We start from the raw sequence: 25,337 nt of genomic DNA, 5'->3' as shown, positions 1-25,337 counted from the left end.
TACCGGCCAGCGGCTTCAACAAGTGCCGTACTCAAAGGCCTGACAGAAGACCGCACTCGATCGCACGTTCAGAAGGTCAAAAACTCCTTGCACGACGGACGGCAACCACACAAGGATCAGGCTGAAGTTGTAGCCGGCGACGGCGAGGACCGCGTTGGCGGCATCGCCCGAGGCGTGGGCGAGGAAGTTGCGACCCCTACGGTGGTCGCTCTTGCAGTGGCCGATAACAGGTTCGATGGCGGCACGGCGCCGGAAGGCGCGTTTGATGGCATCGGTCAGGCCTCGCCTCATGCCGGCCCTTGTCCTTGGGCGCGTTGTGGCCGCGATAGCCGGCGTCGGCGACGATTTTCTTGATCTCGACGCCGATGCTATTCTCGATCTGTGGGATGACGGTTGCCAAGGTATGCCCGTCATAGGGATTGCCTGGCAGTGCCTTGGCATGGACGGCGAATTGGCTGCCCTTCGAGCGGTTGAGGGTGGCGAGGCTCACCTTCACGCCAAACTCATAGGGTTTGTGCGCCTTGCCCTTGCCGATGCATTCAACCTCCGGCGCATGCAAGGAATAGACCTTCTTGCCTCGTTCGCGCTGGCGCTGGTCCTTGACGCGTCGGGCGAGCGAGAGCGGTAGGGCGAAGACCTGCGCCAGTTCGGGACGATCGGCGACCTTGCGGGTGAGATCACGGGTCACCGCGCCCAGCATGGTGCGCAGGCGCTTGAACGCCCTGTTGGCCCGCTTGAACTGTTTGGCATGCGCATAGCGCTGGTGCTTGATCAGGGTGAACTTGCCGACCCGGGCATAGGATTGGCGCAGCTTCACGCCATGCTTGCGCGCCAGCTTCACCAGGCGTTCGCGGGCCCGATGCATCAATTTGGCATCGGTCGGGAAGGCGACCGCTTTTTCCTGCACGGTGGTGTCGACAATCACCGCGGTGAAGTCCGCCGGCTTGGCCGCTTCGAGCCGAACCGCCGTCGCCATGCGCTCCTGCACCAGGGCTGTGAGCTTGTCCTCACCCATACGCTGGCGCCACCGTGTCAACGAGGAGCGGTCGAAGGGCGGGCGATGCTGGAAGAACTCCTCGCCGCAGAAGAATTGGTAATAGGGGTTCTCGATCCAGCGCTCGCACAGCACTTCATCGGACAGGTTGTGGGTCGCCTTGAGGATGGCCAACCCCGCCATCAGCCGCGTCGATAAGGGCGGCCGGCCCGGATCATCCTCATAAACCGCGCCGAACCGCTGCTCCAGGAAGCTCCAGTCGATCGAGCGCGCCAGTTGCACCAGCGCGTGATCCAGGTTCAGGATCTGGTCAAGCCGCGAGCGGAACAAGTCGTTCTGTCCACTCTCTCGTCGCTCTTTCGGCCGCATCATCGACCCCCGCCATCGCCTCGACAAGCTGATGGAATCACGCCTTGGACAACAATGCAAATTGCCGGAAATCGCCGTCCACACCGACGAAATCCGGCAAACGCGAATACTTGCCAAGCTAAAAATTTCTCGCTGAATCAGCGGCTTGCCAATTCTTCACGAACGACCAGTTCACCGCCGCTTGCCGATTCACACCGGTTCTCCAACTGAAGGTCATCTCTTCGTAATGTCGCGCCTTGGCGGCAGCTATCGCGATCGAGGAGTCGCAATCAACTCGAGCGCATTATCGAGAGACGAGATTATTGGCCTTTTCATTCACCAGGATTTTCGTGAGTAAAGTTGCTCTTTGGGCCCGTGAGTTCCAATTTCAATCCTTCGGGTAGCCATTGCCGCCGAATCTCGACGCCTAGGCTCCTGCTGATGAGCGTCTCCAGGCGCGAACCAAACCCGTACGCAGCCGGCTCTCGGTCAATTGCGGGGCCCCCCGACTCCGCCCAGATGATTTTTACCTCCTCGTCTGAGGTGCTGAGTTCGATCATGATGCGTCCGGTGCAGGATGACAGCGCGCCATATTTCACCGAGTTTGACGTGAACTCATGCAAGAGCAATGCGATGCTGACGAGGGTTGAGGGCAAGATCGGAAGATCCGGGCCGACGATATCGACACGCTTATTTTTTTCGTTCTGATAGGGTGCCACGATAGCACGAATCAGCGCAGAAAGCGTCGTGGCGCTTGCAACGGAGGTGGGGGGCGTCTCACTGTTCAAGAGCGTAAGTTGATGTGCAGCAGCGAGGGTGGCGAGTCGTTGCTGGACAGCCGTGGAAAGCTCTTGCGGCGTTGTTGCCTGGCGCGAACACAGGGCCACGATTGTGCCGGCCAGGGTGAAGAGGTTTTTGACCCTGTGATTCATTTCATGCAGGAGCAGGACCTGCTTTTCCTGGAGCTGCTTTGTATCGGTGATGTCTCGCGCGAGCTTCGATGCCCCTATCACCATTCCGTTGCGGTCACGAATAGGCGAAATGGACAGGGACACATCGATCAATGTTCCGTCCTTGCGTCTACGAACGGTTTCGAAGGGAGGCACGCGCCGGCCGGCTCGAATTTGGCGCAGAATCTCATCCTCTTCGTCGCGCCGGTCTTCGGGAATGAGAAGATGGATACTCTGTCCAATCGCCTCGTCAGCGCTATATCCGAACAGCCTGTGTGCACCGGCGTTCCAGGTCATGATGACCCCGCCGACGTCCTTGCTTATGATGGCATCCTCAGCGTCTTCGATAATGGCGGCGAGCCACGCTTCCGCATCCCAGCGCCTCAAATTCACTGTCACTCCTCCACAGCCCGCTGCGTCCTTTCGTGCACCTGCGTGCGAACGCAGTTGGCCCATTATGTAGATATTGCGAGTCAGTCTGTGCAAGGTTCAGTCGGTTTGCGCAAGCAAATGAATGCGATCTGCTAGCTGAGCCTGGTCATAAGGTTTGGGTACGAAGTGGCTACCGGTCGGAAGCTTATCTTTTTGAGGCGCTCCGGTCGTGATGAGAACCTGAATGCGAGGCCAGCGCTTGAGTACGATACGAGCAAGCGCGATCCCATTCAACTGGCCTGGCATGTTTATGTCCGTGAAAACCACCTTCACATCTTGTCTCTGCTCCAGAACCTGGAGAGCTCTGTCGGCATTCTCAGCTTCAAGGACCTCGAGATGCCGGTCCGACAAGAATTCGGCGATCGCGAGACGCACGAGCGCTTCGTCTTCGACCACAAGCACGGGAAGGCGGGGCTGATTTGGCGACATAGAAGGCTGGGAATCTGTTTCGGTACCACCAAACGGACGAAGGAGACGGGCGTTCCCGCCTTGTATAGGTCATTAGCCAAAATATCGCGATTAGGCCCCGGCTCTGCCGGATGCCAGGCTAAAGCCGGCCAGGACGGGTCAGCGCTCCGCTGTCATTCAGAACCAATTAGCTCCACTGACGAGCCGCAATTAACCCGACCGAGTCGCAGCTAGAGCCGTGCCCTTGCGGGTTGAATCGCTTGGGGTAGGCGATCTGGCTGGCGTGTGATTCACTGGATGGGCTTGTGATGGGGATTGCCATGCCTTCAACCTGTCGGTCGATCTGAGCGAGCGTGTGGTCGCCGCGATTGAAGCGGGTGCTTCGCGGCGTCAGGCGGCCAAACGCTTCGGTGTCGGGGTGGCCAGCGCGGTCCGTTGGCATGAGCGCTTCCGACAGGACGGGCAGATCGCGCCCAGCCCATGGGCGGCGACCGCAACTCGCAGCGTCTGGAAGCGCAGGCCGCCCTGATCCTTCGGCTCAACGAAGAGCACCCGCTCCTCTTCCTGCGGGAACTGCGCGACAGGCTCTCGGAACGCGGCATCCAAGCCAGCACGAGCAGCCTGTCACGCTTCTTCGCCCGGCATGGGATCACCCGCAAAAAGGGGGCTGTCCATGCGGACGAGCAGGAGCGGTCGGATGTGAGGGCCGCGCGCGAGGACTGGTTCGATCGCCAACCCGACCTTGATCCGGAGCGCTTGGTTTTTCTCGACGAGACGGCCGCCACGACGAAGATGGTCCGCCGCTATGGTCGTGCTCCGTGCGGTCAGCGCTGCCGGATCGCCGTGCCCCACGGACACTACAAGACCACCACCATCACCGCCGCCCTGCGCACCACAGGACTGATCGCCAGGAGCGTCTTCGATGGAGCCACGAATGGTATGCGCTTCCGCGCCTACGTCACCGACACCCTGGCTCCGGTGCTGAGGTCCGGTGACACCGTCATCCTCGACAATCCGACCGCCCACAAGGTCGCCGGGGTGCGCGAGGCCATCGAGGCGGTCGGCGCACGGGTTCTCTACCACCCGCCCTACAGTCCCGACTTCAATCTGATCGAGCAGGTCTTTGCCAAGGTCAAAGCCCTCCTCCGAACGGCGGCAGCGCGGACCGCCGCCGACCTAACCATCGCTATCGAGGACGCGTTCGCCGCTATCCGACCAGATGAGTGCCGAAACTACCTCACCGCTGCTGGATACGATGCCTATGACCCAACCTGAGAGGGCACGGCTCTAGTTCCGCCACGCCCGCGGCAGGGCCGCGAGTATAGCTGCCAATTCCGCGGTCGCCAAGATTGCCGACGTCACGAGCTTTTGCCGAGGACCAGGGCGACGAACGCCCGCAGCTCGCTCAGCATCAGGTCCGGCTCCTCCCAAGCGGCGAAGTGGCCGCCCGACGGCATGTCGCTCCAGTGCACGATGTCGTAGGTCTTCTGTGCGAAGGAGCGCGGCGGCGGGATGAATACGGGGTCGGGGAAGGCGGCGACGCCGGTCGGCACCTCGATGCGCGTTCCAGCGGGAAACTTGTTCGACTTTTCAAAGCGCCTGCCCTGATAGATCCAGGTCGCGGTGACGACCGAGGACGGCGCGACGTAGAGCATGATGTTGGTGAGCAGCTCTTCTTCGCAGAACTTGCTCCAGATGTCCGGGCTGCCATCGGGCGCCACCGGGAGATCGGCCCATTTTCCGATCTTCTCGAGCATCCAGCCGGCCGCGCCGACGGGGCTGTCGGCCATCGCCGCGCCGAGCGTTTGCGGGCGCGTTCCCTGCTGGTGACTGTAGCCGCTCTCCAGCTCCAAGAGTTCGTCCCGTTTGGCGACGAATGCCTTTTCCGCGTCGCTCGTCGGTGCGGCATCCTCCGCGTGTAGGTTGACCATGTTGAGGTGGATGCCGAGCAGCGCGTCGGGCCGGTCGTGCGCCATCCACGCGGCGATGGCGTTACCCCAATCCCCGCCCTGGACGATGAAGCGCTCGGCACCGTAAAGCTCGCCCATCAGCCCGTTCATCAGCGCCGCGGCCCGCCGCGGCCCGACGAGGCCGGTGATCGGCTTCGAGAAAGCGAAGCCCGGCAGCGACGGGACGACGACGTCGTGACCGTCCGCCACCAGCGGCTCCAGCAGCGGCTCGAACTCGAGATACGAGCCTGGCCAGCCGTGCAGGAGTAGAAGCGGCGGCTTCGAGCCGTCGCCCTTCAAATGCACGAAATGCAGGTGCTCGCCGTCGATATCCGTCATGAAATTCGGAAGCCGATTGAGGCGCCGCTCGACGGCACGCCAGTCGTAGACATCCCGCCAATAGGTGACGAGCCGCTGGAGGTCGGCGACCCCGACGCCCGATCGCCAACCTCCCGCGTCGGGGAGCTCGCTCCAGTCGTAGGCGGCGACCTTGCGCGCGATGGTCGCGAGCCGGTCGTCGGAAATCTCGATCTTGTAGGGCGTCGCCATCGCCGTCTCCTCGCTCCGCTGCAGCTCGCCGCTTGACGCCCGTTGGCCGCTCGAAAGGCCACCGCCGCGGCATCCGAATGCCTGCGGCTGCATCGTCTCGCGTGACACTAAGTTAACTCGTCATATTGTAACGAAAAGGCGGCTGTTGAAATCGCTGCTTCGGACCGCAGGAGCCCGCACCGACCCAGATCTGCGCGCCGCGATCCGGCAAGCCTTTACCCGCTTCACCTCTGACGAGTGCCGCAACTATCTCGCCGCCGCCGGCTACGACGCCTATGACCCAACTTGATCGGAAGCAGCTCTAGCTAATTCGTGAAATAACGAGAAGCACAAAAAGGCCTGGCATTGCCGGACGCCAGGCCAAGCCGGTTGATGTGCCACGTCAGCGTGCCACACGTAAAAATTGTATCACGTTTGTATGCGGGCTCGGCGGGCTTCTCTGTACCGCTTTTGGATTAGTACGATTTCGCATGCCGACGGGTCCTTGGCCTACGGTCCGATCGCCGTGGTCGAAATGCAGGCTTACGTCTACGCCGCCAAACAGGCCGGCGCGGTCATGGCAGCCGCTTTGGGCCTCGACGCCCGCGCCCAGGCATGGCGGCAGGAAGCATCTGAGTTACGGGATCGTTTCGACTAAGCCTTCTGGTGCGAAGAGATCGACTGTTACGCGCTTGCGCTCGATGGGAACAAAATGCCTGCAGGGTGCGCTCATCCACGCAGGATATACCCTTTTGCTGGTATTGCGCGCCCCGAGCGAGCCATTCCGCTGGCCGAAACCCTGATGGGTGAAGGCGGCTTCAGCGGCTGGGGCATCCGGACGTTGAATGTCGGCGAGACCCGCTACAATCCGATGTCCTATTACAACGGTTCCGTGTGGCCGCATGACAATGCGCTGATCGCGCTCGGTCTGGGGAATTACGGCCTGAAACACTATGCGGAGCGGGTGTTCGAGGCGATCTTCGACACAGCGACCTACCAAAGTCAGCAGGTTTGCCAGCGCTCTTCTGCGGCTTCTTGCGGAAGCGCCGCCGCGGGCCCATCGCCTCCCCCGTAGCCTATTCGCCGCAAGCCTGGGCTGCCGCAGCTCCGTTTGCGCTTCTCGCTGCGTGTCTGGGGCTCCATTTGTCCGCGGAGACAGATGAAATCAAGCTGACTGACCCTGTCCTTCCGCCCTTTCTCGATGACGTGACTATTCGAACCTCAAACTGGGTGCGCCTCAGTTCGATTTGCGCGTCTATCGCCATAAAAGCGATGTGACGCTTAACATATTGAAACGGCGGGACGAAAACAGCGCGCGCGTTATTATGATAAAAGCCAGGTAAGTATACTCCCCCAACTATCGGGCCTGTTTCCGGCGATCTATACCTGCCGATCGGGCGATTACGAACCTTTGTTTTGATTATAGCAACAGCTTCCGGATAGAGGCACTCACGCCCCGAGTGGATAGACGTATAACGCATGCACGGCTGTACTCTCATGTGCCGTGAGACCATTTGCCCGATCTGCACTTGCGCCAAGGCCAGGAGCAGGAGTACGGACGCGATCCGCCCGAAGACCGGACGCCGCCGCCCGAACGGTCCGTTTTTCGCCCCGGTGTCGCCCAAGCGCCGCCAAATCGGGATCAGGTGCACAGGTTCGACGATGGGACATGCCTCGGAACGAACACCGTTGTGGATTGTTTGATGATGCTCCAATGACGCCCGCCCGCCGCAACTGTTTGACCCCTGTGGTGCGGCGAGCTGTTGGAGCTGAAACTGGGAACCGGTTGCGAGCGTTCTTTCAGGCGCGCAAAAAAGGAGTCTTCCATGATGATCGACAGCACGGAATACACCAATCTGATCGGTAGCGACAAAGTCGAAGGCACGGCTGTCTATGGGGCGGACGGAGAAAAGATCGGCTCGATCGAGCGCGTCATGATCGAGAAGAAATCCGGCCAAGTATCGTATGCGGTTCTTGGGTTTGGTGGCTTCCTTGGCATGGGTACTGACCACTACCCGCTGTCTTGGAACTCACTCGTCTACAACACCGATCTGGGTGGATACCAGACCAACTTGACGGAAAGTCAATTGCAAGGGGGTCCAAAGTATTCGTCGGGAGACGAATGGGACTGGAATGATCCGGCGCGGTCTCGCGCCATCGATGCGTATTACGGCGGTCTTTAAAGCGCATTTTTGATAAACGGTAAGACCGCATCGTTCAGTGAATACAGCACTTTGCACCTATTACAGACAGCTATGCCAACGCTGTTCTTTCGGCGGCCTTCCGGCTCGGGCCGCTCCCCCAAAGAGGAGTTTCAAGATAAGAATAGGCTGATCATGCCCGCAAGATTAATCATTCTCGCCACAGCACTGGCATTTGTCATTGTGGCACCGATAGACGCTCTTGCGTAGGATGTCTTTGCCCACTGCAAAAGAAGGCGCTCAACAGCGCTACATGCTGCGGGTTCCGCCGGAGGGTTCGAAGCCGAACGCCTTTCGCATCACGTCACGCTGCTTGCCGGCTTCTGTCCTCGGCACGCGGCCCATCCCCTTCTTCTCATACGTCAGAGTTAGAAAAGAACACCGCACAGGAGAGCAGAGATGTTCGACGGTCACTGCCTCTGTGGCGCGATCGGGTGGGCCGCAATGGCTTCTCCCCGGTCCGTTCATCACTGTCACTGCAGTATGTGCCGACGATGGACAGGAGGCGGCTTTGCAACTCTTGCTTGGTTCTCAGCTGGTTCCCTTCAGTGGAGCGGAGGGACACCGGTGAGGTACCGGTCCTCGCCGATCGCGACGAGAGCACACTGCGGAATCTGCGGAACACCTCTATTTATTGCTTATGATAACCACGAGGAGGTGGGTTTGTCCGTCGGGAGCATGAACACTCCTGACGCGGTGTTTCCGGATCACCACTACGGCGTCGAAGAGCGTTTGTTTTGGGCGGATATCGGAGCCTCGCTTCCAGGCAGCCGCTCAAAAGAAACATGGTAAATGCTCGCAGAGAGACAACACTCCATGCGTATCGCCACTTTCAATATCAATGGTGTCAATGGCCGCTTGCCGGTATTGTTGCGATGGCTTGCACGCACACAACCCGATATTGCGTGCCTGCAGGAATTGAAAGCACCGAACGCCAAATTCCCGAAACGCGCACTCGAAGAAGCGGGCTACGGGGCAATCTGGCACGGTCAGAAAAGCTGGAACGGCGTTGCAATCCTTGCCCGCAACGGGACTCCGATCGAAACCAGACGCGGGCTACCCGGTGCCCCTGACGATAACCAGAGCCGTTATATCGAGGCTGCCGTCAATGGCGTTTTAATTGGCTGCCTCTATTTGCCCAAGGGCAACCCAGCGCCAGGACCTCGGTTCGATTATAAGCTCCGATGGTTCCAGCATCTTATTGAGCATGCTTTGGAGTTGCTGGTCACGAAAGCTCCTATCGTCCTCGCCGGCGATTACAACGTGATGCCGGCCGAAGTCGACGTCTATAAACCGGAGAGATGGGTTGATGATGCGCTGTTCAGGCCGGAAGTCCGCGATGCATTCCACCATCTAGTTAGGCAGGGCTGGGCTGACGCACTACGCGAACTCCATCCAGGTGAGCATATTTACACGTTCTGGGATTACTATAGACGGGCGTGGGAACGGAATGCTGGTCTGCGCATCGACCATTTGCTTCTGAGTCCAGCCGCGAACAATCGGCTAGAAGCCGCTGGCGTTGATCGCGAGATACGTGGTTGGCCAAAGGCAAGCGACCATGCACCGGCGTGGATTGAAATCTCCGATCCGTCGGCTGATGTGGCTCACGTTTCCTGCCGGTGAATTAGTCATCATGTTCGATGGGTTCGCTCTGGAAATGATCGAATTGCCCGAGGCCAGGTTGCGGGTGCGCCATGGGGGTTCCGGGCCACCACTGTTGTTGCTCCACGGACATCCTCGCACACATACGGGCTCTGTCGCAAAGTTGGATTGTAGACGGGCATGGGCGGACCTAATCCGGTTCAGAGGGAGAGGATTTCGAACTGCTCGGCAAGGGACGGTGCTGGATTGAAGAATACCTCGCTTGTCGTTTGCGCATCATATGAACCATCTCGATGCCAGACGTGATCGTCACTGCACAGACCATTGATTTGAAGCCAAGCATCGACCGGGTCCGTCGCTTGATGCGACGGCGATCTTGCTCGATGCGGTTGTTGAGATATTGGCTGGCGCGAATGCCGATAGCCTTCAGCTCCAACCGTCCCTCGCTTCGCAGTCGGCTTTCACTATCACAGGCGATAATGGCCTGCCGGTTGGTCTGGCTTCCATCGATGACGATGCACTCGGGTCTGCCGCGACGCTTCAATGCCGTGCGGATGAAGCGCTTGGTGGCCATCAAATCGCGGTGCTCGCTGAAGTGGAATTCGACAGTGTCGCCGACGCTGTCGATCGCGCGATACAGATACATCCAACGGCCGCGAACCTTGATGTACGTCTCCTCAACATGCCACTTCCCGGTGACTGTGCGCTTTCGCAGGTTGAACCGCTCCAGCAACAGCGGTGAAAAGCGAACGACCCAGCGGTGGATCGTGGAATGGTCGACCCGGATGCCGCGCTCGACCATCATTTCTTCCAGATCGCGCAGGCTTAAATTATAGGCCAGATACCAACGCACGCACAGCAGGATCACCGAGCGGTGGAAATGGCGGCCTGAAAACATGAAGTCATCCTCTGAATGAGGCGGACACTCATGCCGTCACAAGGTTGACGCCCAGTTTGCGACAGAACCCTCCAGCGCCTTAGTCGCAGGCTATCGCTCCGCCCGCCCCCTTACTGACGCGCATTGGGCGCAATTGCCGCTCTTTCTCCTGCTTCGCAGCATCACCTATCTCAGCTGGGTACACACGCGTAGGGAAACCCAAACCGCTCAGGAACTGACGCCGATGTTCGTTGAGCGGACAGTGGATCTCGCCCGCCGCTATTTGATGTGACGTGCGGCTGGGCTTTCATGGGTGGTTCCGCTCTGATGGGCTCAGGACTGATGCCGCGAGCCGAGCACGGTAGACGGCGGGGCCTTGGCGGCGGTGACAAGAAGGCCGGCTGTGGTTGGCGTCGACCTTCGGCTGCCGGAATGCCCATCATTCGTGATGCTTGGTTGATGGAGACAAACCTGGGTCAAGACACGCTTGACCCGCAAAGAGATGTCTTTCAACGGGCCTTGTCATGTTAATTGGGAGATTGCGAGGGTCCGTGAAGATGGAGTGGCATGAGCCTGCCCGTCAGTTACAAGCGCCGCTGATTCGTGACCATTTGCTGGACCGCCGGAGGGTAGAGTTTCCGGCTTCCAATCACGGCGGTGAGCTGAGTATTCCGCCGGGATTTTGCAGGAGGATCGGCGGCTTGTTGCCAATGGCACCGTGTGGCCGATCCTCGTTGCTGCAACTGCTGCCGAAGCGCGCAAGCTATCGATTGACGTGAGCGAGGTGCAGAACGCTTTGCGGCATCTGGCCCGTTCCGGCGGAGGTTGGAGGATGTTGCCCAAGAACTCCCCACCCTGGCAGACAGTCTATTGGTGGGTTCGCCGCTTGGTGCGCCGCCTGCTGTTCCGCACGATCCACGACGTGGCATTGATACTCGGCCGCGAGCGGGAGGCGCGCGAGAAGAGCCCCTCGGCGGCAGTGGTCGACAGCTAGTCAGTCAAGGCGCCTTCGGCGCCGTCCGATGGCGGCCGCCATACCGGCCGGTTTCGGACAGCTCAATAAGTGAAGCATATTTCCGTCGAAAGGGGGACGTAGTGCGCAGGCAAATCCGGTGTTGATAGGGGTAGTCCATAGCTGTGAACAAGATCGTTAGACCGCCCTGCGTAGGTCATTGCTCGCCGCCGCACGATGACCCCAAGTTTGTGCTTCAACCTGGTCTGCGATGGCCTGACAACAGGTGAGTGTACAGGCGAAGCGACCGACGGGGGAGGTGTGCCGCCACATTCGATATTCGAATACGAAGATGCTAGGCTACAGTACGAAATAATCCTCTAGGATCATTGGAAAGCAGGATTTCTAGTACGCCACAGTGCGCCTGCAATGATCGCGAGTAATGATTAAATCCTGCCCCCGCAACCAATTCTGTCATAAATCGCTCGCCATCTGGGTCTAACCACCCCGATGGCGTTTTGCGTTGGAAGGCCCTGAACTCAAATGGAGGCTGCAGCCTATGCAGGGCCAGCAAAGAACCTCATTGCGATAGGTTTTCTGGAGATCAAGCCGCTGCTTCCACCTCTACGGGCAGTGTGAACATAAAGGTCGCCCCGCCTGAGTGGGTATTTTTCGCCCATAGCCGGCCGCCATGCCGCTCAATGATCGAGCGGCAGATCGCGAGCCCCATGCCCATTCCATTCTCTTTGGTTGTGAAAAATGGCTCGAATATTCTTTCCGGAAACTCAACGCCCACGCCATGGTCGGCGATTTCGATTTGGACGACATTTTCGACCCGACAAGCTCTCACGGCGATATTTCTATCACCTGTGATGGCTTCCATCGCGTCCATACCGTTACGGATAAGGTTGACCAAAACCTGCTGGATGTGCACGCGGTCCAGAGCCACGCGTGGGAGATCCCGTTCGACATCGAACTCGATGCGGACGCGCCGCCGCAGGGCTTCCTCGGCGATGAGACTGTGCGCTTCAGCGATCACGCTCGAAAGCGTCGTATTGCTCGTGGGCTCGACCGACTGTTTGAACAGAGCACGGATTCGACTGACCACATCGGCCGCCGAATTGGCATCGCGGATGATGCGTTCGGCCGTGATCTTGGCGCGCTCAACATTGGGGGGATCGGCGGAGAGCCAGCGATTGCAAGCACTGGAATTCGCCACGATCGCGGCTAATGGCTGGTTGACCTCATGGGCGATGGAAGCGGACAGTTCCGACAGACTGGCTGCTTGGCTAGCGCGCGCCAGACTCGCCTGCGCCCGCCGCAGCTCTTCCTGCGTGCGGACCTCGCTGTCGATGTCCAGGCAGATGACGTTCCATTGCACGATGGCGCCCTCTGAATCGCGCATCGCCGCGGCCCGCGTCTCGACCCAGCGATATTCGCCATCGAATCGCCGCAGGCGATGCTTGCGCACATAAGGCTCGCCGGTTGCCAATGAAAGGGCGTATCGCTCCTTGAAGCTTGCCAGGTCGTCGGGATGGATGCCGGCATCGAGTGTGCCGTCCAGCCGGGGCTTGCCGGTCCCCTCCAATTCCTCGATATTGTAGCCGAGGAATTCGCGCAATTGCTGGCTACGATAGACTGGCTCTCCATTCGGTGTGGCGCAGTCGATCATGGCGGGAAGTGTTTCGACCAACCGCCAAAGAAAACGCTCCCGCTCGCGCAAAGCCTCCTGTGCGAGCATCTCGTCTTCAATGTCGATTGAAATAATATACCACTGCACGATCGCGCCATCAGCATTGCTCAACGGGCGGGCGCGCGCCTCTATCCAGCGGTAAATGCCCTGCTTGTCGCGACGGCGAAACCGGTTCACGAAAGGCTGGCCCGTGGCAAAACCATGCTTTGCCCTGGCAAACATCACCGGAAAATCGTCAGGATGAGCTAGGTCCTCGGCCAGCGCATTAAAGTCCTGAACATGCGCCATCGGCGCGCCGACCGTGTCCAGATAACGCCTGCTGCCATAGGTGATCTTGCCTGCAGCATCAAAGCTCAGAATATTGATCGGCAGGGCGTCGATCATTTGCTCCAGTTGCTGCTTGCTGGTCCGTAACTCTTCTTCGGCACGGGCCTGATCGTCGATGTCGTGGGAGAGGCCGTACCATTGCACAACGGCTCCTTCCTCATTGCACATCGGCTCGGCGCGGCCTGACATCCAGCGATAGACACCATCGGCACGGCGCAGACGATAATTCAGCGAGAAGCTCTCACCGGTAACGAGAGAATGATTGAGCACCGCCTCGAACTTGGTCGCGTCGTCGGGATGGACGATAGCCGCGATGGTGCCCCCCAGGCCCTCCGCTTTCAGGTGCTTGAATGCCTCGACGTCAAAGCCGAGAAACTCGACCATGCGTTTGCTGAAGAAAACCGGTTCGCCCGTCTCTGACAGCCGCCAGAGCAGGCTCGGTACCATATCCACGAGTTGTGAAAGCTCCCGCTCCCGCACGCGCAGGGCTTCCTGCGCTCGCATCTCATCATCGATGTCGATCGAAATCGCATACCATTGCGTGATTGCACCGTATTGGTCGCGTAGCGGTTCTCCACGGCCGTCAACCCAGCGATAGGTGCCGTCCGCGCGGCGCAGGCGGTACTTCATCGCATAGGGCTCGCCGGTGGTCACGGAATGGCGCACCGCCTCTTGCAGGCGATAGGTGTCGTCGGGATGGACGAGGTTGCGCATCGCCGCCGTCTGCCGGCTTGTGCCGAACGCGTCCAATTCAGCCAGCCCGCTCAAACCATAGAAGTCGAGCAGGCGCTTGTTGAAGAACGTCGGTTCGCCCGCTGGCGACAGGCGCCTGATCTGGACCGGAACCATATCGACGAGGTGTGAGAGTTCACGCTCCCGACCACGCATGGCGGCCACGGTCTTCTTATAGACGTCGATGTCGAGCGCGATGCCGTACCATCCCGTGATGCGACCCTGGCCGTCGCGCGTCGGCCGGGCTGCAGTGCGAGCCCAGACATAGGTTCCATTCACCCGCCGAAAGCGAAACTCGACATTGAAGTGATCGCCGGTCTCCAGGCAGTGACGCCAGGTGGCGGCGATCTGCTCATAGTCGTCTGGATGCAGCAGCCTTTTCCAGCCGGTATGACCCTCCTTCAACGAGGCATTGAGATCATCCACCGTCACCCCGAGAGAGCTCTGGGCAAAGGGATGCAGATAAATCCACCTTCCAGCTGCATCGAAGGCCCAGCCATTGCCGAATATACTTTCGACGATCCTGGCCGACCGCACTGGTTCGGCTTCGTTTTCGAGCGATGCTTCTGCCTCCTTCGCCGCCAGCGGCTCCCTATCGGTAACGAGGTCATCGATATCAACACTTACGCTGTATCGCGGCTCCGAGCGGGTCTCAGTCCAGCGATAGCTGCCGTCGGCTTGGCGCAGGCGATCCCGCGTGACCTGCGGAACGCCCGTCCAGAAAGCGCGCGCTGCGGCGTGAGCGGCCACGATCCGGTCGTTGGGATGGATCCGGCTCAGAGAGAGCGGCCGATCAAAGGCGGCTTTGTCCTTGAGCGTGGCGCTGGCGTCATCGGCAAAGCGCTCCCGGGCAATGGACGGGACATCGGCATCGATAACCGCGCCATACCAGGCAATGATGCGGCCTTGGTCGTCACGCAACGGCTGTCCCGAACCCCGACTCCAGCCATAGGCGCCGCTTCGGCGCAGCATGCGGTGCTCGACATGGAAGGGCTCGCCCGTTTGCAAGCACCGGCGCCAGATCGCGAAGGCATCGTCATAATCGTCGGGATGGATGACGCGCTTCCAGCCGGAGACCCCTTCGCCGGACGATGCATTGAACTCTGCCAGCGTCATGTCGAGCAGCGACAGCAGGGCTGGGGTCATATAGATGAATCTGCCGGCGTCGTCAGCTGCCCAGGCGTTGCCGACCACGTTCTCGATGATCCGCGCCGCCTGCAAGGCTTCGCGATTGCTTTCACCAAGCGTATCGAACGTTGCCGTCATGGCCTTCTCCTACCTGGCACGAAACGCCGAGGGCTGTCGGCGCGTTGTGACGCACATTTCCCTTGGCATCCGGCGAGGTAGTTTTCTACCCTAGATCGTCCTTTCTTCCATCTCACCCTATAGAAATCCATGAGATATTGTGGCTGCTGCTGGAACCTTATTTGGGCCCAGTCGTGCAGGAGGAGCCAACGCCGCGTTAACGCGGATGGACTGAATGTAAGCTTGCCGCAGATGCAGCCTTGTCCTGTCCTCGACGCCACACATCGATGGCGCTTTGCGGCGGCGGGGCCAAATGGAGATCCTTTTCCTGGCAATGACGGTATATCAACGCGATCACTTCGTTCTTGGCGGAAGATCGTCTTGATGGGCTGGCCACTCGAAAAGACAACTCGACTTCGATCGCCATGGCGTCGATGGATTGAAGCGCAACGCCCGACGGGACGCCCTTCGCGATCTGCTCGCTGGCCCGCAACGCGCTTTCCATGACGCTCACGACAAATTCAGGCTTCTCGGTCGTTGCTATGCGGACCCTAAGTGCGATCTGATGGGTCTCGTCAGGGCGGCTGAAATTGGTCAATCCTGACTTGGCCAATACGCTGTTGGGCAGGACCACGACATTATGCGCGGAGGTCAGCAGGTTCGTCGAACGCCAGTTCGTTTCGACCACCCGGCCTTCAGTTCCATCGCTCAGTGCGATCCAGTCACCGACAATGTAGGGACGGCCCAACGTCAATGCGATGCCGGAAAAAACGTCGCCAAGCGTGTTTTGCAACGCCAGACCGAGAATAACCGCCACAACCCCGGAGGTCGCAACCAGCGCGCCGACCGGAGCGCCGAAGACGAAGCCCACGATCGAGAGGACGACGCCGAGATATGCCAGGGCGACGATCAGATCGTGGATGAGGCGCGCTTCTCGGGGTCTGCGATTGACCGCAAGATAGATGTTCATGAAGCCGATGATTGCCCACGCCAGGTGGGTCCACCACAAGACCCTCGCCGTCTTGGAAATGATCGCTCTCGCCCCTTGGCCGTCCGTCTCCGCCACTGAGTGCGGCCAGATGCCGTTAAGCGCCAGCAGTACCGTCATGCCGGTGAAGAATATGATCTGCGTAATCAGGCGAGCAGTCGGCCGATAGCGCCCCTGAATATGCCAGACGACGATACCGGTAAGCCCCAGCACATCAATCAGCGCCAGTGACACGAAACGAGAGTCATCAATCATCGCCGGCGCTTACCCTCTTGAGACTTTTCACGGTCTCCTCGTCAAGCCGGCCGCTGCAATTACCTGTATGAGGCCGCCATGACCAACTGCCTTCATTTCAATTAGACGCTATATTTCTGGTTATTAAAGATCGACAGCACCAAGGGTGGGGAAGACCTATACTATGGCATAGGTCGGTCTGGCGCTTCAAAAGGCAGGCCGCCACGAGTCCCTTTTTCTGATGAAGTAATTTTCTTCCTCGGGCTCCGCTTCAGCGCCCTGCTTCCATTTCTGTATCATTGGCGCCTGCCGCCCCTATCCGGTGATGCGCCCGATTGCCCCTTTCCGCTTGTCGAGATCGGCACACGCAAACCTTAGGCGGGGTGATTCTGGACTTTAGCATCACTCAAGGAAGACTTCCGGCGCGTAGTTTTGATTGGCGCTTCTGCGCATTGTTCAGACCATCGGCCATCGGCCAAATCGGGAAAGACGATGCGAAATCTCTTAAGAATATTAACTCTTAGCACATTGCTCGTACCGGCGAGCAATGCCTCAGCCGAGGTCATCGCGAACAGGCCGACGATTATACTTGTCCACGGCGCATTTGCGGAGTCGTCGAGCTGGAACGGTGTCATCACCGATCTAGCCAAACAGGGTTACCGCACCATCGCGGCAGCTAATCCCCTTCGTAGCGTGGCCGGCGATGCGGCTGGCGTTTCAGCCCTCGTCCAATCGATCCAGGGACCGGTCGTCCTGGTTGGACATTCCTATGGCGGCACCGTGATTACGGAGGCAGCCGACGGCCAGAAGAATGTCAAGGCGCTGGTTTATGTGGCAGCGTTCGCGCCGGACGTCGGCGAATCCAGCCTCACGCTGTCAGGGCGGTTCGAAGGCAGCACGTTGGGCGGCGCGCTCCTGCCGATATCCGTACCGGGCGGAAAGCAGGAGCTCTATATCCAGCCTGGAAAATTCCACGCGCAGTTCGCGGCGGACGTACCGGCGGATCTAGCCAGCCTTATGGCCGCGACCCAGCGCCCGATCACGCCGGAGGCACTCGCCGAACCCGCGCACGCCGCATCGTGGAAGACTATTCGCTCATATGCCGTTTATGGCTCGGCCGACCGCAACATCCCAGAGGCCGCCATGAAGTTCATGGCGGAACGCGCACATGCTGTGAGGACCGTAGTCGTTAAAGGCGCATCGCATGCCGTGATGGTTTCGCATCCTGGCACCGTGGCGGCGCTCATCGAAGAAGCCGCGGCCTCGCAGTGAGATCGCTAGCCATTCGGTCGTCCTGAACTCCCCATCCAATTCTTTTGAAACAGGAGACAGACATGAACCTGCACAACACCTCACACTCTGTTGCAGCCAAACCCGACGACCTCGTGCCGTCGCGCTATGCGGTGCAGATCGGCGAGATCGACGTGCTGATCGTCAGCGACGGCGTGCTGCCGCTGCCGACCCAGATGCTGGGCCACAATGCCGACCCGGCCCAGCGCGCGGCCTGGCTCGACGACATGTTCCTGCCGCAGGACGCCTTCGACTGGGCGCTGAACGTGGTGGTGGTGCGCAGCGGCGCGCAGACCATCCTCATCGACGCCGGGCTGGGGCTCGACCCCGACCTCAACCTGCCGCGGGCCGGCCAGCTGATCAAGCGGCTGGAGGCCGCCGGCATCGACCTCGGCGCCGTGACCGACGTGGTGCTCACCCATATGCATATGGACCATGTCGGCGGCCTGCTGGTCGATGGCGTGAAGGAGCGGCTGCGGCCGGACCTCAAGATCCATGTGGCAGCGGCCGAGGCCAAGTTCTGGGAAGCACCTGATTTCTCCCATGTCGCCATGCCGGAGGGCTTCCCGGACGCGCTGCGGGCGACCGCCACGCGCTTCGCCAAGGAATATGCCAGCCAGTTGCGGCTGTTCGAGGAGGAGCATGAGGTGGCGCCCGGCGTGGTCGTCTCCCGCACCGGCGGCCATACGCCGGGGCACAGCGTGGTTCGCCTCGCCTCCGGCGGCGACAAGCTGATGTTCGCCGGCGACGCCATGTTCGCGGTCGGCTTCGAGCATCCCGACTGGTTCAACGGCTTCGAGCACGACCCCGAGGAAGCGGCCCGCGTGCGCGTCCGGCTGCTGCGGGAGCTGGCGGGGAGCAACGAACTCCTGGTCGCCACCCACTTGCCCTTCCCCTCGGTCGGCCGCGTGGCCGTCGACGGCGACGCCTTCCGCTGGGTGCCGGTGTTCTGGGACTACTGACCGCAGGTCAAGGCCGTCGCTGCCGGGCCGACGGAATCGGGAGCCCTGATTGGCGTGATGGGCCTTTCTTCCAAGCATGTCACCGTCAGCGAAGAAGGCGAGCGCGAGCAGATACCGCTCAAGCCGCGAGGCAATCCCGAGGCGTCACGCTGAACAAGCCTCATCCGCCATCGCAGGTCGGGTCGTACCCTGCCCGCGATGGCTTTGCCATGCCCACGGTCTTCGGATAGCCGCTAGCGGCTCAGTCGGGCCGATGCCCGATCGGGGGATGCCGAAATTTTCGGCATCTGCGACTGCCTAATTCCCGCGGGCAATGCTTCCCATGCTCGAATGAGTTCACCGATGGAGGTGGCCTCCATCTTGCGCATGACATTGCCGCGATGCAGCTTCACCGTGACTTCACTGATGCGAAGGTCGAAGGCGATCTGCTTGTTGAGCCGGCCTCGCGCCACTTCATGCAGGACTTCGCGCTCGCGCGGCGTCAAGGTTTCGAGGCGTTCAAGTGTGTGTTTGACCACCGCCGCGTGCTCTCGGCGCGCGGCATCCACCGCGATCGCGGCAATGACGGCGTCGAGCAAGGTCTGATCCCGCACCGGCTTGGTCAGGAAATCCACGGCACCGGCCTTCATGGCTTGAACGGACATGGGAATGTCGCCATGCCCGGTCAGGAAAACGATCGGTTTGGGATTGCCATTCCGGGCCAGATAGTGCTGCAGATCGAGGCCGCTCGTTCCCGGCATGCGCACATCCAGGATCATGCAACCGGGGCTATACAGTTCATCAGCATTGAGTAATTCAACCGTCGATGCAAAGGAGATCGGCTTGAACCCGGCCGACGCAATCAGTTCGGACAAGGCCTGCCTCACGGAGACATCGTCATCGACGATAATGACAACGGGCTGTTCCGTCTCGTTATTACAGTGCAGCGGCAATGGCGGCGTGCCCAGCAGATAGGGCTGTTCAACTCTCATGCTCCCCCTCCATCTTTCGATCGCATAGCGCGGCATAAACGGCTGTAAGCAAAGCCTGGCCATCAAAAGGCTTGCGGAAAAATCCGCTGATGCCCCGGGCTCGAACCTGATCTGCTATTTCGTGGCGGCCCGTGATCAGGAAAACCGGCAGCCCCGGGCGTGCCTCCCTCACCAGGTCGCGCAGTTCAAAACCATCCATGCCGGGCATGCCGATATCGGTAATCAGCACGTCGATCTGCATCAGTTCGCTCGCGAGCAATGACCGGGCTGAGTGGAACGTACAGGCGGCGTAGCCTGCGGATTCCAGAAGATTTTCCAGCGACTCAAGCAGTCTTGGGTCGTCATCGACAATCGCCACGACCGGTTTTCTCCTGCTCACACCCCATTGCCTCCTGTTCGGCGTGAACGCGTGATCGGTATTTCCAATCTCTCCGCGATGCGCACGAGATCTGCGAGTGAGGCGGCCGCCATTTTCTGCATGACGTTGCGCCTGTGGATCTGGAGGGTAACTTCGCTGATCCTGAGTTCGGCAGCTGCCTGCTTGTTGAGCAGGCCACTCACCACCAGCGGGAATACCTCGCGTTCGCGCGGCGTCAGCCCGAGATAGCGTTGCCTCAATCCACCAAGTTCCGCGCGCGTCGACCGGTTTTCCCGGTCCTGGGCGATCGCCGCATGGATGGCCGCCATCAGATCTGCATCGCTGAATGGCTTGGTGAGAAAGTCCACAGCCCCGTGCTTGATCGCCCGCACGGAGGAGGGAATATCGCCATGCCCAGTGATGAACACGATTGGCGGATGATCGCCCTCGGCAATCTGCCTCTGCAGATCGAGGCCATTGATATCCGGCAATTTGATATCGAGCAGAAGGCACGCCGGGATATCGGGCTTATCGGCGCAGACAAAATCATGGGCCGATTTGAAAGCAATGGTCCGCATGCCGTGCGAAGCCAGCAACTCGCCAAGCGCTTCCTGTAGGCGTATGTCGTCATCAACGATGAAGACGATAGGATCATCGCTAGTCATGGCGTTGCCTTCACTCCAACATGCAGCATGAAGTTCAGCTTTCCACCACGAAGGTCGTTCCTGCCTGTCCGTAAAAGAGAGAAGTGATCGGCATTGGTTACTCCAGCGACGCAGCGATAGGCTTTGGCCTGTCGATGCCCCGTTTAACACCTGTTCGTCGTCTTGGCCTGTCCGAGCGGTCGAATTGACGAGCCCATTCTATCCTTTGCCGCGGCTGCCGCATCTCATGGAAATCCATGAAATGGCTCGGTGTCGAATTGCTCGACGAGCGCGCGCAGCCGTGTCAGCTCAGTCCGGGCTCCTGTCATGGGCGCCTCACCGGCCCCGAAGGCTAGATTGGGAGCGTGTTAAAGTGCAGGTGGCTTTGAAACAGGCCGGGCCGGCTCACCGATTGGCCGCGCGTGGAATTTTCGCCAGGGAACTAGGCCAGCCCCAAACCGCCATCGATGGCGATAACCTGGCCCGTTAGCCATTGTGAGGCGGGGCCCGCAAGCTGGACGATCCAATCCACGATATCATCGGGAAGGCCGCGCCGACCGAGAGGAATGCGTGCGCGCTCGGCGTCCTTGACGGCTTCTGCCTGTTCCGGAGAAAGTCCCATCATTCCGGTCAGGGCGCCGGATTCGGTGGGGCCGGCCGCGACTGCATTCACCCTTATCCCCAGCGGCGCGAGCTCAAGCGCCCAGCAGCGGGTGAGATGTTCCAGTGCCGCCTTGCTGGCAGCGTAGTGGGATAATCCCGCCGCCGGCCGGTGACCAAAGGTCGAGGAGATATTTATGATGGTGCCCTGCGTCGCCTTCAGGTGAGGGAGGGCGGCCTGGGCCAGCAGGCTTGGACCCACTACATTGACGGCAAAGATGTCTGTGATCCGATCGGCTGTTGCATCCGATAAGGAAAGGATGGCGCCTGCGCCGGCGTTGTTGACGAGCGCATCCACTCGGCCCCAGTTGTCGACTGCCGTGGCGATGGTTCGTCTGGCATCGTCAGCAGAGGCGGTATTCGCAACGATGCCCGCGATGTTCCTATGCGCGGCCATCGTTTCCTCGATGGGGCCGGCGCGGCGGCCAGTGATGAGCACCTTGTCGCCCTGGCTGGCGAAACGGAGAGCGGCTGCTCGGCCGATGCCGGAGCTGCCGCCTGTTATGATGATGACTTTCTCGTTCTTCATGTTCGTTCGACCTATCTCGCGGTAAAATTGGAAATTGGTCAAAGCGGGCGGAGACGACCGCTTCGATTTTCACGGTACAGTGGTTGCGAACTCTTGAACCAAGGCGAACTCCTGCGCGCCCTAGTTCAGCCTTGACCTGCGGTCAGTAGTCCCAGAACACCGGCACCCAGCGGAAGGCGTCGCCGTCGACGGCCACGCGGCCGACCGAGGGGAAGGGCAAGTGGGTGGCGACCAGCAGTTCGTTGCTCCCCGCCAGCTCCCGCAGCAGCCGGACGCGCACGCGGGCCGCTTCCTCGGGGTCGTGCTCGAAGCCGTTGAACCAGTCGGGATGCTCGAAACCGACCGCGAACATGGCGTCGCCGGCGAACATCAGCTTGTCGCCGCCGGAGGCGAGGCGAACCACGCTGTGCCCCGGCGTGTGGCCGCCGGTGCGGGAGACGACCACGCCGGGCGCCACCTCGTGCTCCTCCTCGAACAGCCGCAGCTGGCTGGCATATTCCTTGGCGAAGCGCGTGGCGGTCGCCCGCAGTGCGTCCGGGAAGCCCTCCGGCATGGCGACATGGGAGAAATCAGGTGCTTCCCAGAACTTGGCCTCGGCCGCCGCCACATGGATCTTGAGGTCCGGCCGCAGCCGCTCCTTCACGCCATCGACCAGCAGGCCGCCGACATGGTCCATATGCATATGGGTGAGCACCACGTCGGTCACGGCGCCGAGATCGATGCCGGCGGCCTCCAGCCGCTTGATCAACTGGCCGGCCCGCGGCAGGTTGAGGTCGGGGTCGAGCCCCAGCCCGGCGTCGATGAGGATGGTCTGCGCGCCGCTGCGCACCACCACCACGTTCAGCGCCCAGTCGAAGGCGTCCTGCGGCAGGAACATGTCGTCGAGCCAGGCCGCGCGCTGGGCCGGGTCGGCATTGTGGCCCAGCATCTGGGTCGGCAGCGGCAGCACGCCGTCGCTGACGATCAGCACGTCGATCTCGCCGATCTGCACGGCATAGCGCGACGGCACGAGGTCGTCGGGTTTGGCTGCAACAGAGTGTGAGGTGTTGTGCAGGTTCATGTCTGTCTCCTGTTTCATGGCAAAGCGTTTGGTGGTTTTGGTTCTGGGCGATCTTGATTGAGCAGGCCGCGCGGCCAGGGGTGCGGCCGCCATCGCCTAGGCGTCTAGAGGTCGGTCACGCGCTCCGGATCGGCCGATGCGAGCGCTGCGGCGCGCTCGGCGCGGGGGGGATAGATCCAGACAGTGTTGATCTCCTGCTTGGTCTTCTTCGCAGCATCGCCGACCATCTCTACCTTGCGCTCCCAGCCGCGCGTGAACAGCGCGCCGGCTTCGCCGAGATCGAGGCAGGTAACGTAGGCCCTCTGGTGATACGGCTTGGTCGAGACGCCCAGGAGTTCGGCAGCGGCATTGTTGCCCGCAAAGGCGCCCATCCGCGTGGCGTGCTGACACGACATCAGCGCATAGTTGCCCTCGTCGTCGCATGCGGCCCGTGCAGCATCGCCGGTGGCGAAGACGCCGGCGATGCCCGGCACGCGCAAATTCCGGTCTACCAGCAGCCGACCGAAATTGTCGCGCTCGGTCGGAATCTGCGCCGTCAACGGTGCGGCGCGCATGCCGGCTGCCCAAATCACGGTCTCGGTTTCGATGTGTTCGCCGGTCGACAGGGTGACGCCGGATCTGTCGAGCGAGGCGACGCCGGCCCCGAGGCGGGTCTCCACGCCAAGCCTGTGCAACGCCTCCTCGATTATGGGGCGCGGGCCTTCGCCCATGTCAGGGGCGATCGCAACGTTGCGATCGATGATGATCACGCGCGTCTTGGCCTCCTTGCCATGGATATTTCGCAAGCGCGCGGGCAGCTCGGTTGCGACCTCGATACCGGTGAAGCCGCCGCCGGCGACGACGACCGTGTCGCGTCCGTTGCTGGCCGGTCGGTCGGCTAGGCTGTGCAGATGCTTGTCGAGCGCGACTGCGTCATCGAGCGAGTCGACACTAAAGGCGTGTTCAGCAAGGCCGGGAATGTTGGGGCGGAAGAGGCGGCTGCCGGTGGCCACCACGAGGCGGTCGTAGGACAGGGTCTTTCGCGCGCCCTTTGGAGTCATGATCTGCACCGTTCTAGCATCGGTGTCGATCGTCTCGGCGCTGCCCTGGATGTAGTCAACGTCGACCGATTTGAGGACGTCAAGCAGCGGCGCGGTCAGGGTTTTCGGCTCCGGCTCATAGAGCCGCGGGCGGACCACCAGCGTCGGCTCCGGCGCGATCAGCGCGATTTGGAGATCGTCAGGCGAAACACCTCGAATGTCGCGCAGGCGAGCAGAGGAAAGGGCGGCGTACATGCCGGCGAAGCCGGCGCCGATAATGGCCAGTCGCATGGATTTGCTCCTTGATTGCAGATGTCGAAAGTCTGTGCGCGTCCGCCGCTGCTCCGGTGAGAGCAGCGTTCGCCAGCGCCATGAGAGGTGATGAGAATGCTGGTCTTAAAGCGCGATGCAGTGTGGCAGCGAGCTCAACAGCCAGAGAGAGAGGTCACTACAGGAGACATTTGCCTTCTGCTGTTCCTGATCGGCGCCGACTAGCCCGAGATGAATGAGAAAATGTCGGGATTGATAATGTCGGCGTGTGTCGTGCAGAGGCCGTGCGGCAGAAGATCGTAAATCTTTAATGTGCCATGCTTCAGCAGCTTGGCCGACAGAGGAGCGGAGTCGTCGACCGGAACGATCTGATCATCGCCGCCATGCAGGACGAGAGTGGGCTTGGTGATGCTTTTCAGGTCTTCGCTGAAATCCGTTTCGGAGAAGGCCTTGATGCCATCATAGTGGGCCTTGGCGCCGCCCATCATGCCTTGACGCCACCAATTCAAGATAACGGCCTGCGATGCTTCCGTGCCCGCGCGATTATAGCCGTAGAATGGACCACTTGCGAAGTCCTTGTAGAACTGTGCCCTGTTAGCGAAGAGCTGCTGGCGCAGGCCATCGAATACCTCGATGGGCAAGCCGTTCGGATTGGCCTGTGTCTTCAACATCAGTGGCGGCACCGCACCGATCAGGACCAGCTTCGCGACCCGATCTTCACCATGGCGTGCAACGTAGCGCACGGCTTCGCCGCCGCCGGTAGAATGACCAATGTGGACGGCATTCCGAAGATCAAGATGCCTTGCAACGGCCGCGACGTCGGCTGCGTAGTGGTCCATATCGTGGCCGTCACCGACCTGCGTCGAACGGCCATGACCCCGACGATCGTGGGCGATGACACGGTAACCTTTGCTGATGAAGAACAGCATCTGGTTATCCCAGTCATCGGCAGTCAGTGGCCAGCCATGGTGGAAAACGATCGGCTGGGCGGACTTTGGTCCCCAGTCCTTATAGAAGATCTGGACGCCATCGTTGGTGGTAACGGAGGTCATAGGATTGGTTCCCTGAGTTCGTGTGCCGCCCCTTAGCGTGGGCACAACGATGTCTACCGGGC

22 protein-coding genes and 3 pseudogenes are annotated in these 25,337 nt (G+C 60.5%); 11 read left to right on the top strand and 14 right to left on the bottom strand.

Annotated features, from left to right (window positions below; genetic code table 11):
• Positions 1 to 15 precede the first annotated feature (15 nt).
• From ACR9ZN_RS06145 to ACR9ZN_RS06135, 3 genes and pseudogenes are all read right to left on the bottom strand, one after another.
• A pseudogene (locus tag ACR9ZN_RS06145) lies at positions 16 to 1,366 on the bottom strand (IS5 family transposase).
• Between the two features lie 308 nt (positions 1,367 to 1,674).
• Positions 1,675 to 2,685, bottom strand: a complete 1,011-nt coding sequence (locus tag ACR9ZN_RS06140; RefSeq protein WP_481271627.1) for a PAS domain S-box protein — start codon at positions 2,683 to 2,685, stop codon at positions 1,675 to 1,677.
• Positions 2,686 to 2,781: 96 nt separating this feature from the next.
• Positions 2,782 to 3,153, bottom strand: a complete 372-nt coding sequence (locus tag ACR9ZN_RS06135) for a response regulator (RefSeq protein ID WP_481271626.1) — start codon at positions 3,151 to 3,153, stop codon at positions 2,782 to 2,784.
• A gap of 310 nt (positions 3,154 to 3,463) precedes the next feature.
• On the opposite strand from ACR9ZN_RS06135, the gene ACR9ZN_RS06130 reads away from it, so the two are divergent.
• A protein-coding gene (locus ACR9ZN_RS06130) for an IS630 family transposase (protein ID WP_481271968.1) occupies positions 3,464 to 4,407 on the top strand; the annotation gives its coding sequence in 2 pieces (ribosomal slippage) (positions 3,464 to 3,602 and positions 3,602 to 4,407; 945 coding nt in all).
• 83 nt (positions 4,408 to 4,490) lie between these two features.
• On the opposite strand, the gene ACR9ZN_RS06125 is transcribed toward ACR9ZN_RS06130, so the two are convergent.
• A complete protein-coding gene (locus tag ACR9ZN_RS06125) occupies positions 4,491 to 5,630 on the bottom strand; it encodes an epoxide hydrolase family protein (RefSeq protein ID WP_481271625.1) in 1,140 nt (379 codons plus the stop codon).
• 145 nt (positions 5,631 to 5,775) lie between these two features.
• Here ACR9ZN_RS06125 and ACR9ZN_RS06120 point away from each other — a divergent pair.
• The 7 genes and pseudogenes from ACR9ZN_RS06120 to ACR9ZN_RS06090 form a co-directional block, all read left to right on the top strand.
• Positions 5,776 to 5,919, top strand: a pseudogene (locus ACR9ZN_RS06120) (IS630 family transposase); the annotation flags it as partial.
• 195 nt (positions 5,920 to 6,114) lie between these two features.
• Positions 6,115 to 6,267 (top strand): hypothetical protein, encoded by a 153-nt coding sequence (locus ACR9ZN_RS06115; protein WP_481271624.1) that lies wholly within the window; start codon positions 6,115 to 6,117, stop codon positions 6,265 to 6,267.
• A gap of 54 nt (positions 6,268 to 6,321) precedes the next feature.
• Positions 6,322 to 6,684: an MGH1-like glycoside hydrolase domain-containing protein gene (locus tag ACR9ZN_RS06110; RefSeq protein WP_481271623.1), complete on the top strand. Its 363-nt coding sequence runs from the start codon at positions 6,322 to 6,324 to the stop codon at positions 6,682 to 6,684.
• A gap of 751 nt (positions 6,685 to 7,435) precedes the next feature.
• Positions 7,436 to 7,792, top strand: coding sequence for a PRC-barrel domain-containing protein (locus ACR9ZN_RS06105; protein WP_481271622.1), 357 nt, complete (start codon positions 7,436 to 7,438; stop codon positions 7,790 to 7,792).
• Positions 7,793 to 8,209: 417 nt separating this feature from the next.
• Positions 8,210 to 8,602, top strand: coding sequence for a GFA family protein (locus ACR9ZN_RS06100; protein WP_481271621.1), 393 nt, complete (start codon positions 8,210 to 8,212; stop codon positions 8,600 to 8,602).
• Between the two features lie 24 nt (positions 8,603 to 8,626).
• The gene (gene xth / locus ACR9ZN_RS06095; RefSeq protein ID WP_481271620.1) at positions 8,627 to 9,433 is read left to right on the top strand and encodes an exodeoxyribonuclease III; all 807 of its coding nucleotides are present in this window, start codon (positions 8,627 to 8,629) and stop codon (positions 9,431 to 9,433) included.
• Positions 9,434 to 9,443: 10 nt separating this feature from the next.
• Positions 9,444 to 9,560 (top strand): annotated as a pseudogene (locus ACR9ZN_RS06090) (alpha/beta hydrolase); the annotation flags it as partial.
• 52 nt (positions 9,561 to 9,612) lie between these two features.
• Here ACR9ZN_RS06090 and ACR9ZN_RS06085 read toward each other — a convergent pair.
• A protein-coding gene (locus ACR9ZN_RS06085) for an IS6 family transposase (protein ID WP_481271619.1) occupies positions 9,613 to 10,310 on the bottom strand; the annotation gives its coding sequence in 2 pieces (ribosomal slippage) (positions 9,613 to 9,647 and positions 9,647 to 10,310; 699 coding nt in all).
• 697 nt (positions 10,311 to 11,007) lie between these two features.
• Here ACR9ZN_RS06085 and ACR9ZN_RS06080 point away from each other — a divergent pair.
• Positions 11,008 to 11,283: a transposase gene (locus tag ACR9ZN_RS06080; RefSeq protein ID WP_481271967.1), complete on the top strand. Its 276-nt coding sequence runs from the start codon at positions 11,008 to 11,010 to the stop codon at positions 11,281 to 11,283.
• A gap of 562 nt (positions 11,284 to 11,845) precedes the next feature.
• Here ACR9ZN_RS06080 and ACR9ZN_RS06075 read toward each other — a convergent pair.
• Positions 11,846 to 15,259 (bottom strand): PAS domain-containing protein, encoded by a 3,414-nt coding sequence (locus tag ACR9ZN_RS06075; RefSeq protein WP_481271618.1) that lies wholly within the window; start codon positions 15,257 to 15,259, stop codon positions 11,846 to 11,848.
• A 196-nt stretch (positions 15,260 to 15,455) separates the two neighbouring features.
• Positions 15,456 to 16,481: a mechanosensitive ion channel family protein gene (locus ACR9ZN_RS06070; protein ID WP_481271617.1), complete on the bottom strand. Its 1,026-nt coding sequence runs from the start codon at positions 16,479 to 16,481 to the stop codon at positions 15,456 to 15,458.
• A 471-nt stretch (positions 16,482 to 16,952) separates the two neighbouring features.
• On the opposite strand from ACR9ZN_RS06070, the gene ACR9ZN_RS06065 reads away from it, so the two are divergent.
• Entirely contained in the window at positions 16,953 to 17,732 is a 780-nt protein-coding gene (locus ACR9ZN_RS06065; RefSeq protein ID WP_481271616.1) for an alpha/beta fold hydrolase, read from the top strand.
• 62 nt (positions 17,733 to 17,794) lie between these two features.
• Positions 17,795 to 18,712 (top strand): MBL fold metallo-hydrolase, encoded by a 918-nt coding sequence (locus ACR9ZN_RS06060; RefSeq protein ID WP_454818958.1) that lies wholly within the window; start codon positions 17,795 to 17,797, stop codon positions 18,710 to 18,712.
• Between the two features lie 233 nt (positions 18,713 to 18,945).
• Here ACR9ZN_RS06060 and ACR9ZN_RS06055 read toward each other — a convergent pair whose 3' ends face one another.
• From ACR9ZN_RS06055 to ACR9ZN_RS06025, 7 genes are all read right to left on the bottom strand, one after another.
• Positions 18,946 to 19,683, bottom strand: a complete 738-nt coding sequence (locus ACR9ZN_RS06055) for a response regulator transcription factor (RefSeq protein WP_481271966.1) — start codon at positions 19,681 to 19,683, stop codon at positions 18,946 to 18,948.
• Complete coding sequence (locus ACR9ZN_RS06050; RefSeq protein WP_454818954.1) at positions 19,673 to 20,062, bottom strand: response regulator; 390 nt, start codon at positions 20,060 to 20,062, stop codon at positions 19,673 to 19,675. Before ACR9ZN_RS06050 ends, ACR9ZN_RS06055 begins: the two co-directional genes overlap by 11 nt.
• On the bottom strand, positions 20,059 to 20,706 hold the full coding sequence (locus ACR9ZN_RS06045; protein ID WP_454819365.1) for a response regulator transcription factor: 648 nt from the start codon (positions 20,704 to 20,706) through the stop codon (positions 20,059 to 20,061). Before ACR9ZN_RS06045 ends, ACR9ZN_RS06050 begins: the two co-directional genes overlap by 4 nt.
• A gap of 421 nt (positions 20,707 to 21,127) precedes the next feature.
• Complete coding sequence (locus tag ACR9ZN_RS06040) at positions 21,128 to 21,874, bottom strand: SDR family NAD(P)-dependent oxidoreductase (protein ID WP_481271615.1); 747 nt, start codon at positions 21,872 to 21,874, stop codon at positions 21,128 to 21,130.
• Positions 21,875 to 22,016: 142 nt separating this feature from the next.
• The gene (locus ACR9ZN_RS06035) at positions 22,017 to 22,952 is read right to left on the bottom strand and encodes an MBL fold metallo-hydrolase (RefSeq protein ID WP_454818951.1); all 936 of its coding nucleotides are present in this window, start codon (positions 22,950 to 22,952) and stop codon (positions 22,017 to 22,019) included.
• Positions 22,953 to 23,038: 86 nt separating this feature from the next.
• Entirely contained in the window at positions 23,039 to 24,244 is a 1,206-nt protein-coding gene (locus ACR9ZN_RS06030; RefSeq protein ID WP_454818950.1) for an NAD(P)/FAD-dependent oxidoreductase, read from the bottom strand.
• 200 nt (positions 24,245 to 24,444) lie between these two features.
• Positions 24,445 to 25,275 carry an alpha/beta fold hydrolase gene (locus tag ACR9ZN_RS06025; protein ID WP_454818948.1) on the bottom strand — a complete coding sequence of 277 codons (831 nt, stop codon included), beginning with the start codon at positions 25,273 to 25,275 and terminating at the stop codon, positions 24,445 to 24,447.
• Positions 25,276 to 25,337: the final 62 nt, after the last annotated feature.

The sequence above is a fragment of the Labrys sp. HAY1-8F genome, from assembly GCF_056754975.1.
This window is presented reverse-complemented; position numbering and strand designations above follow the sequence as displayed.

Coding starts and splice junctions, on each gene's coding strand:
- ACR9ZN_RS06075 (WP_481271618.1), bottom strand. CDS start 15,259: ATGACGGCAACGTTCGATACGCTTGGTGAAAGCAATCGCGAAGCCTTG.
- ACR9ZN_RS06070 (WP_481271617.1), bottom strand. CDS start 16,481: ATGATTGATGACTCTCGTTTCGTGTCACTGGCGCTGATTGATGTGCTG.
- ACR9ZN_RS06035 (WP_454818951.1), bottom strand. CDS start 22,952: ATGAAACAGGAGACAGACATGAACCTGCACAACACCTCACACTCTGTT.
- ACR9ZN_RS06045 (WP_454819365.1), bottom strand. CDS start 20,706: ATGACTAGCGATGATCCTATCGTCTTCATCGTTGATGACGACATACGC.
- ACR9ZN_RS06065 (WP_481271616.1), top strand. CDS start 16,953: ATGCGAAATCTCTTAAGAATATTAACTCTTAGCACATTGCTCGTACCG.
- xth (WP_481271620.1), top strand. CDS start 8,627: ATGCGTATCGCCACTTTCAATATCAATGGTGTCAATGGCCGCTTGCCG.
- ACR9ZN_RS06040 (WP_481271615.1), bottom strand. CDS start 21,874: ATGAAGAACGAGAAAGTCATCATCATAACAGGCGGCAGCTCCGGCATC.
- ACR9ZN_RS06100 (WP_481271621.1), top strand. CDS start 8,210: ATGTTCGACGGTCACTGCCTCTGTGGCGCGATCGGGTGGGCCGCAATG.
- ACR9ZN_RS06135 (WP_481271626.1), bottom strand. CDS start 3,153: ATGTCGCCAAATCAGCCCCGCCTTCCCGTGCTTGTGGTCGAAGACGAA.
- ACR9ZN_RS06055 (WP_481271966.1), bottom strand. CDS start 19,683: ATGAGAGTTGAACAGCCCTATCTGCTGGGCACGCCGCCATTGCCGCTG.
- ACR9ZN_RS06060 (WP_454818958.1), top strand. CDS start 17,795: ATGAACCTGCACAACACCTCACACTCTGTTGCAGCCAAACCCGACGAC.
- ACR9ZN_RS06105 (WP_481271622.1), top strand. CDS start 7,436: ATGATGATCGACAGCACGGAATACACCAATCTGATCGGTAGCGACAAA.
- ACR9ZN_RS06110 (WP_481271623.1), top strand. CDS start 6,322: ATGCCTGCAGGGTGCGCTCATCCACGCAGGATATACCCTTTTGCTGGT.
- ACR9ZN_RS06025 (WP_454818948.1), bottom strand. CDS start 25,275: ATGACCTCCGTTACCACCAACGATGGCGTCCAGATCTTCTATAAGGAC.
- ACR9ZN_RS06125 (WP_481271625.1), bottom strand. CDS start 5,630: ATGGCGACGCCCTACAAGATCGAGATTTCCGACGACCGGCTCGCGACC.
- ACR9ZN_RS06030 (WP_454818950.1), bottom strand. CDS start 24,244: ATGCGACTGGCCATTATCGGCGCCGGCTTCGCCGGCATGTACGCCGCC.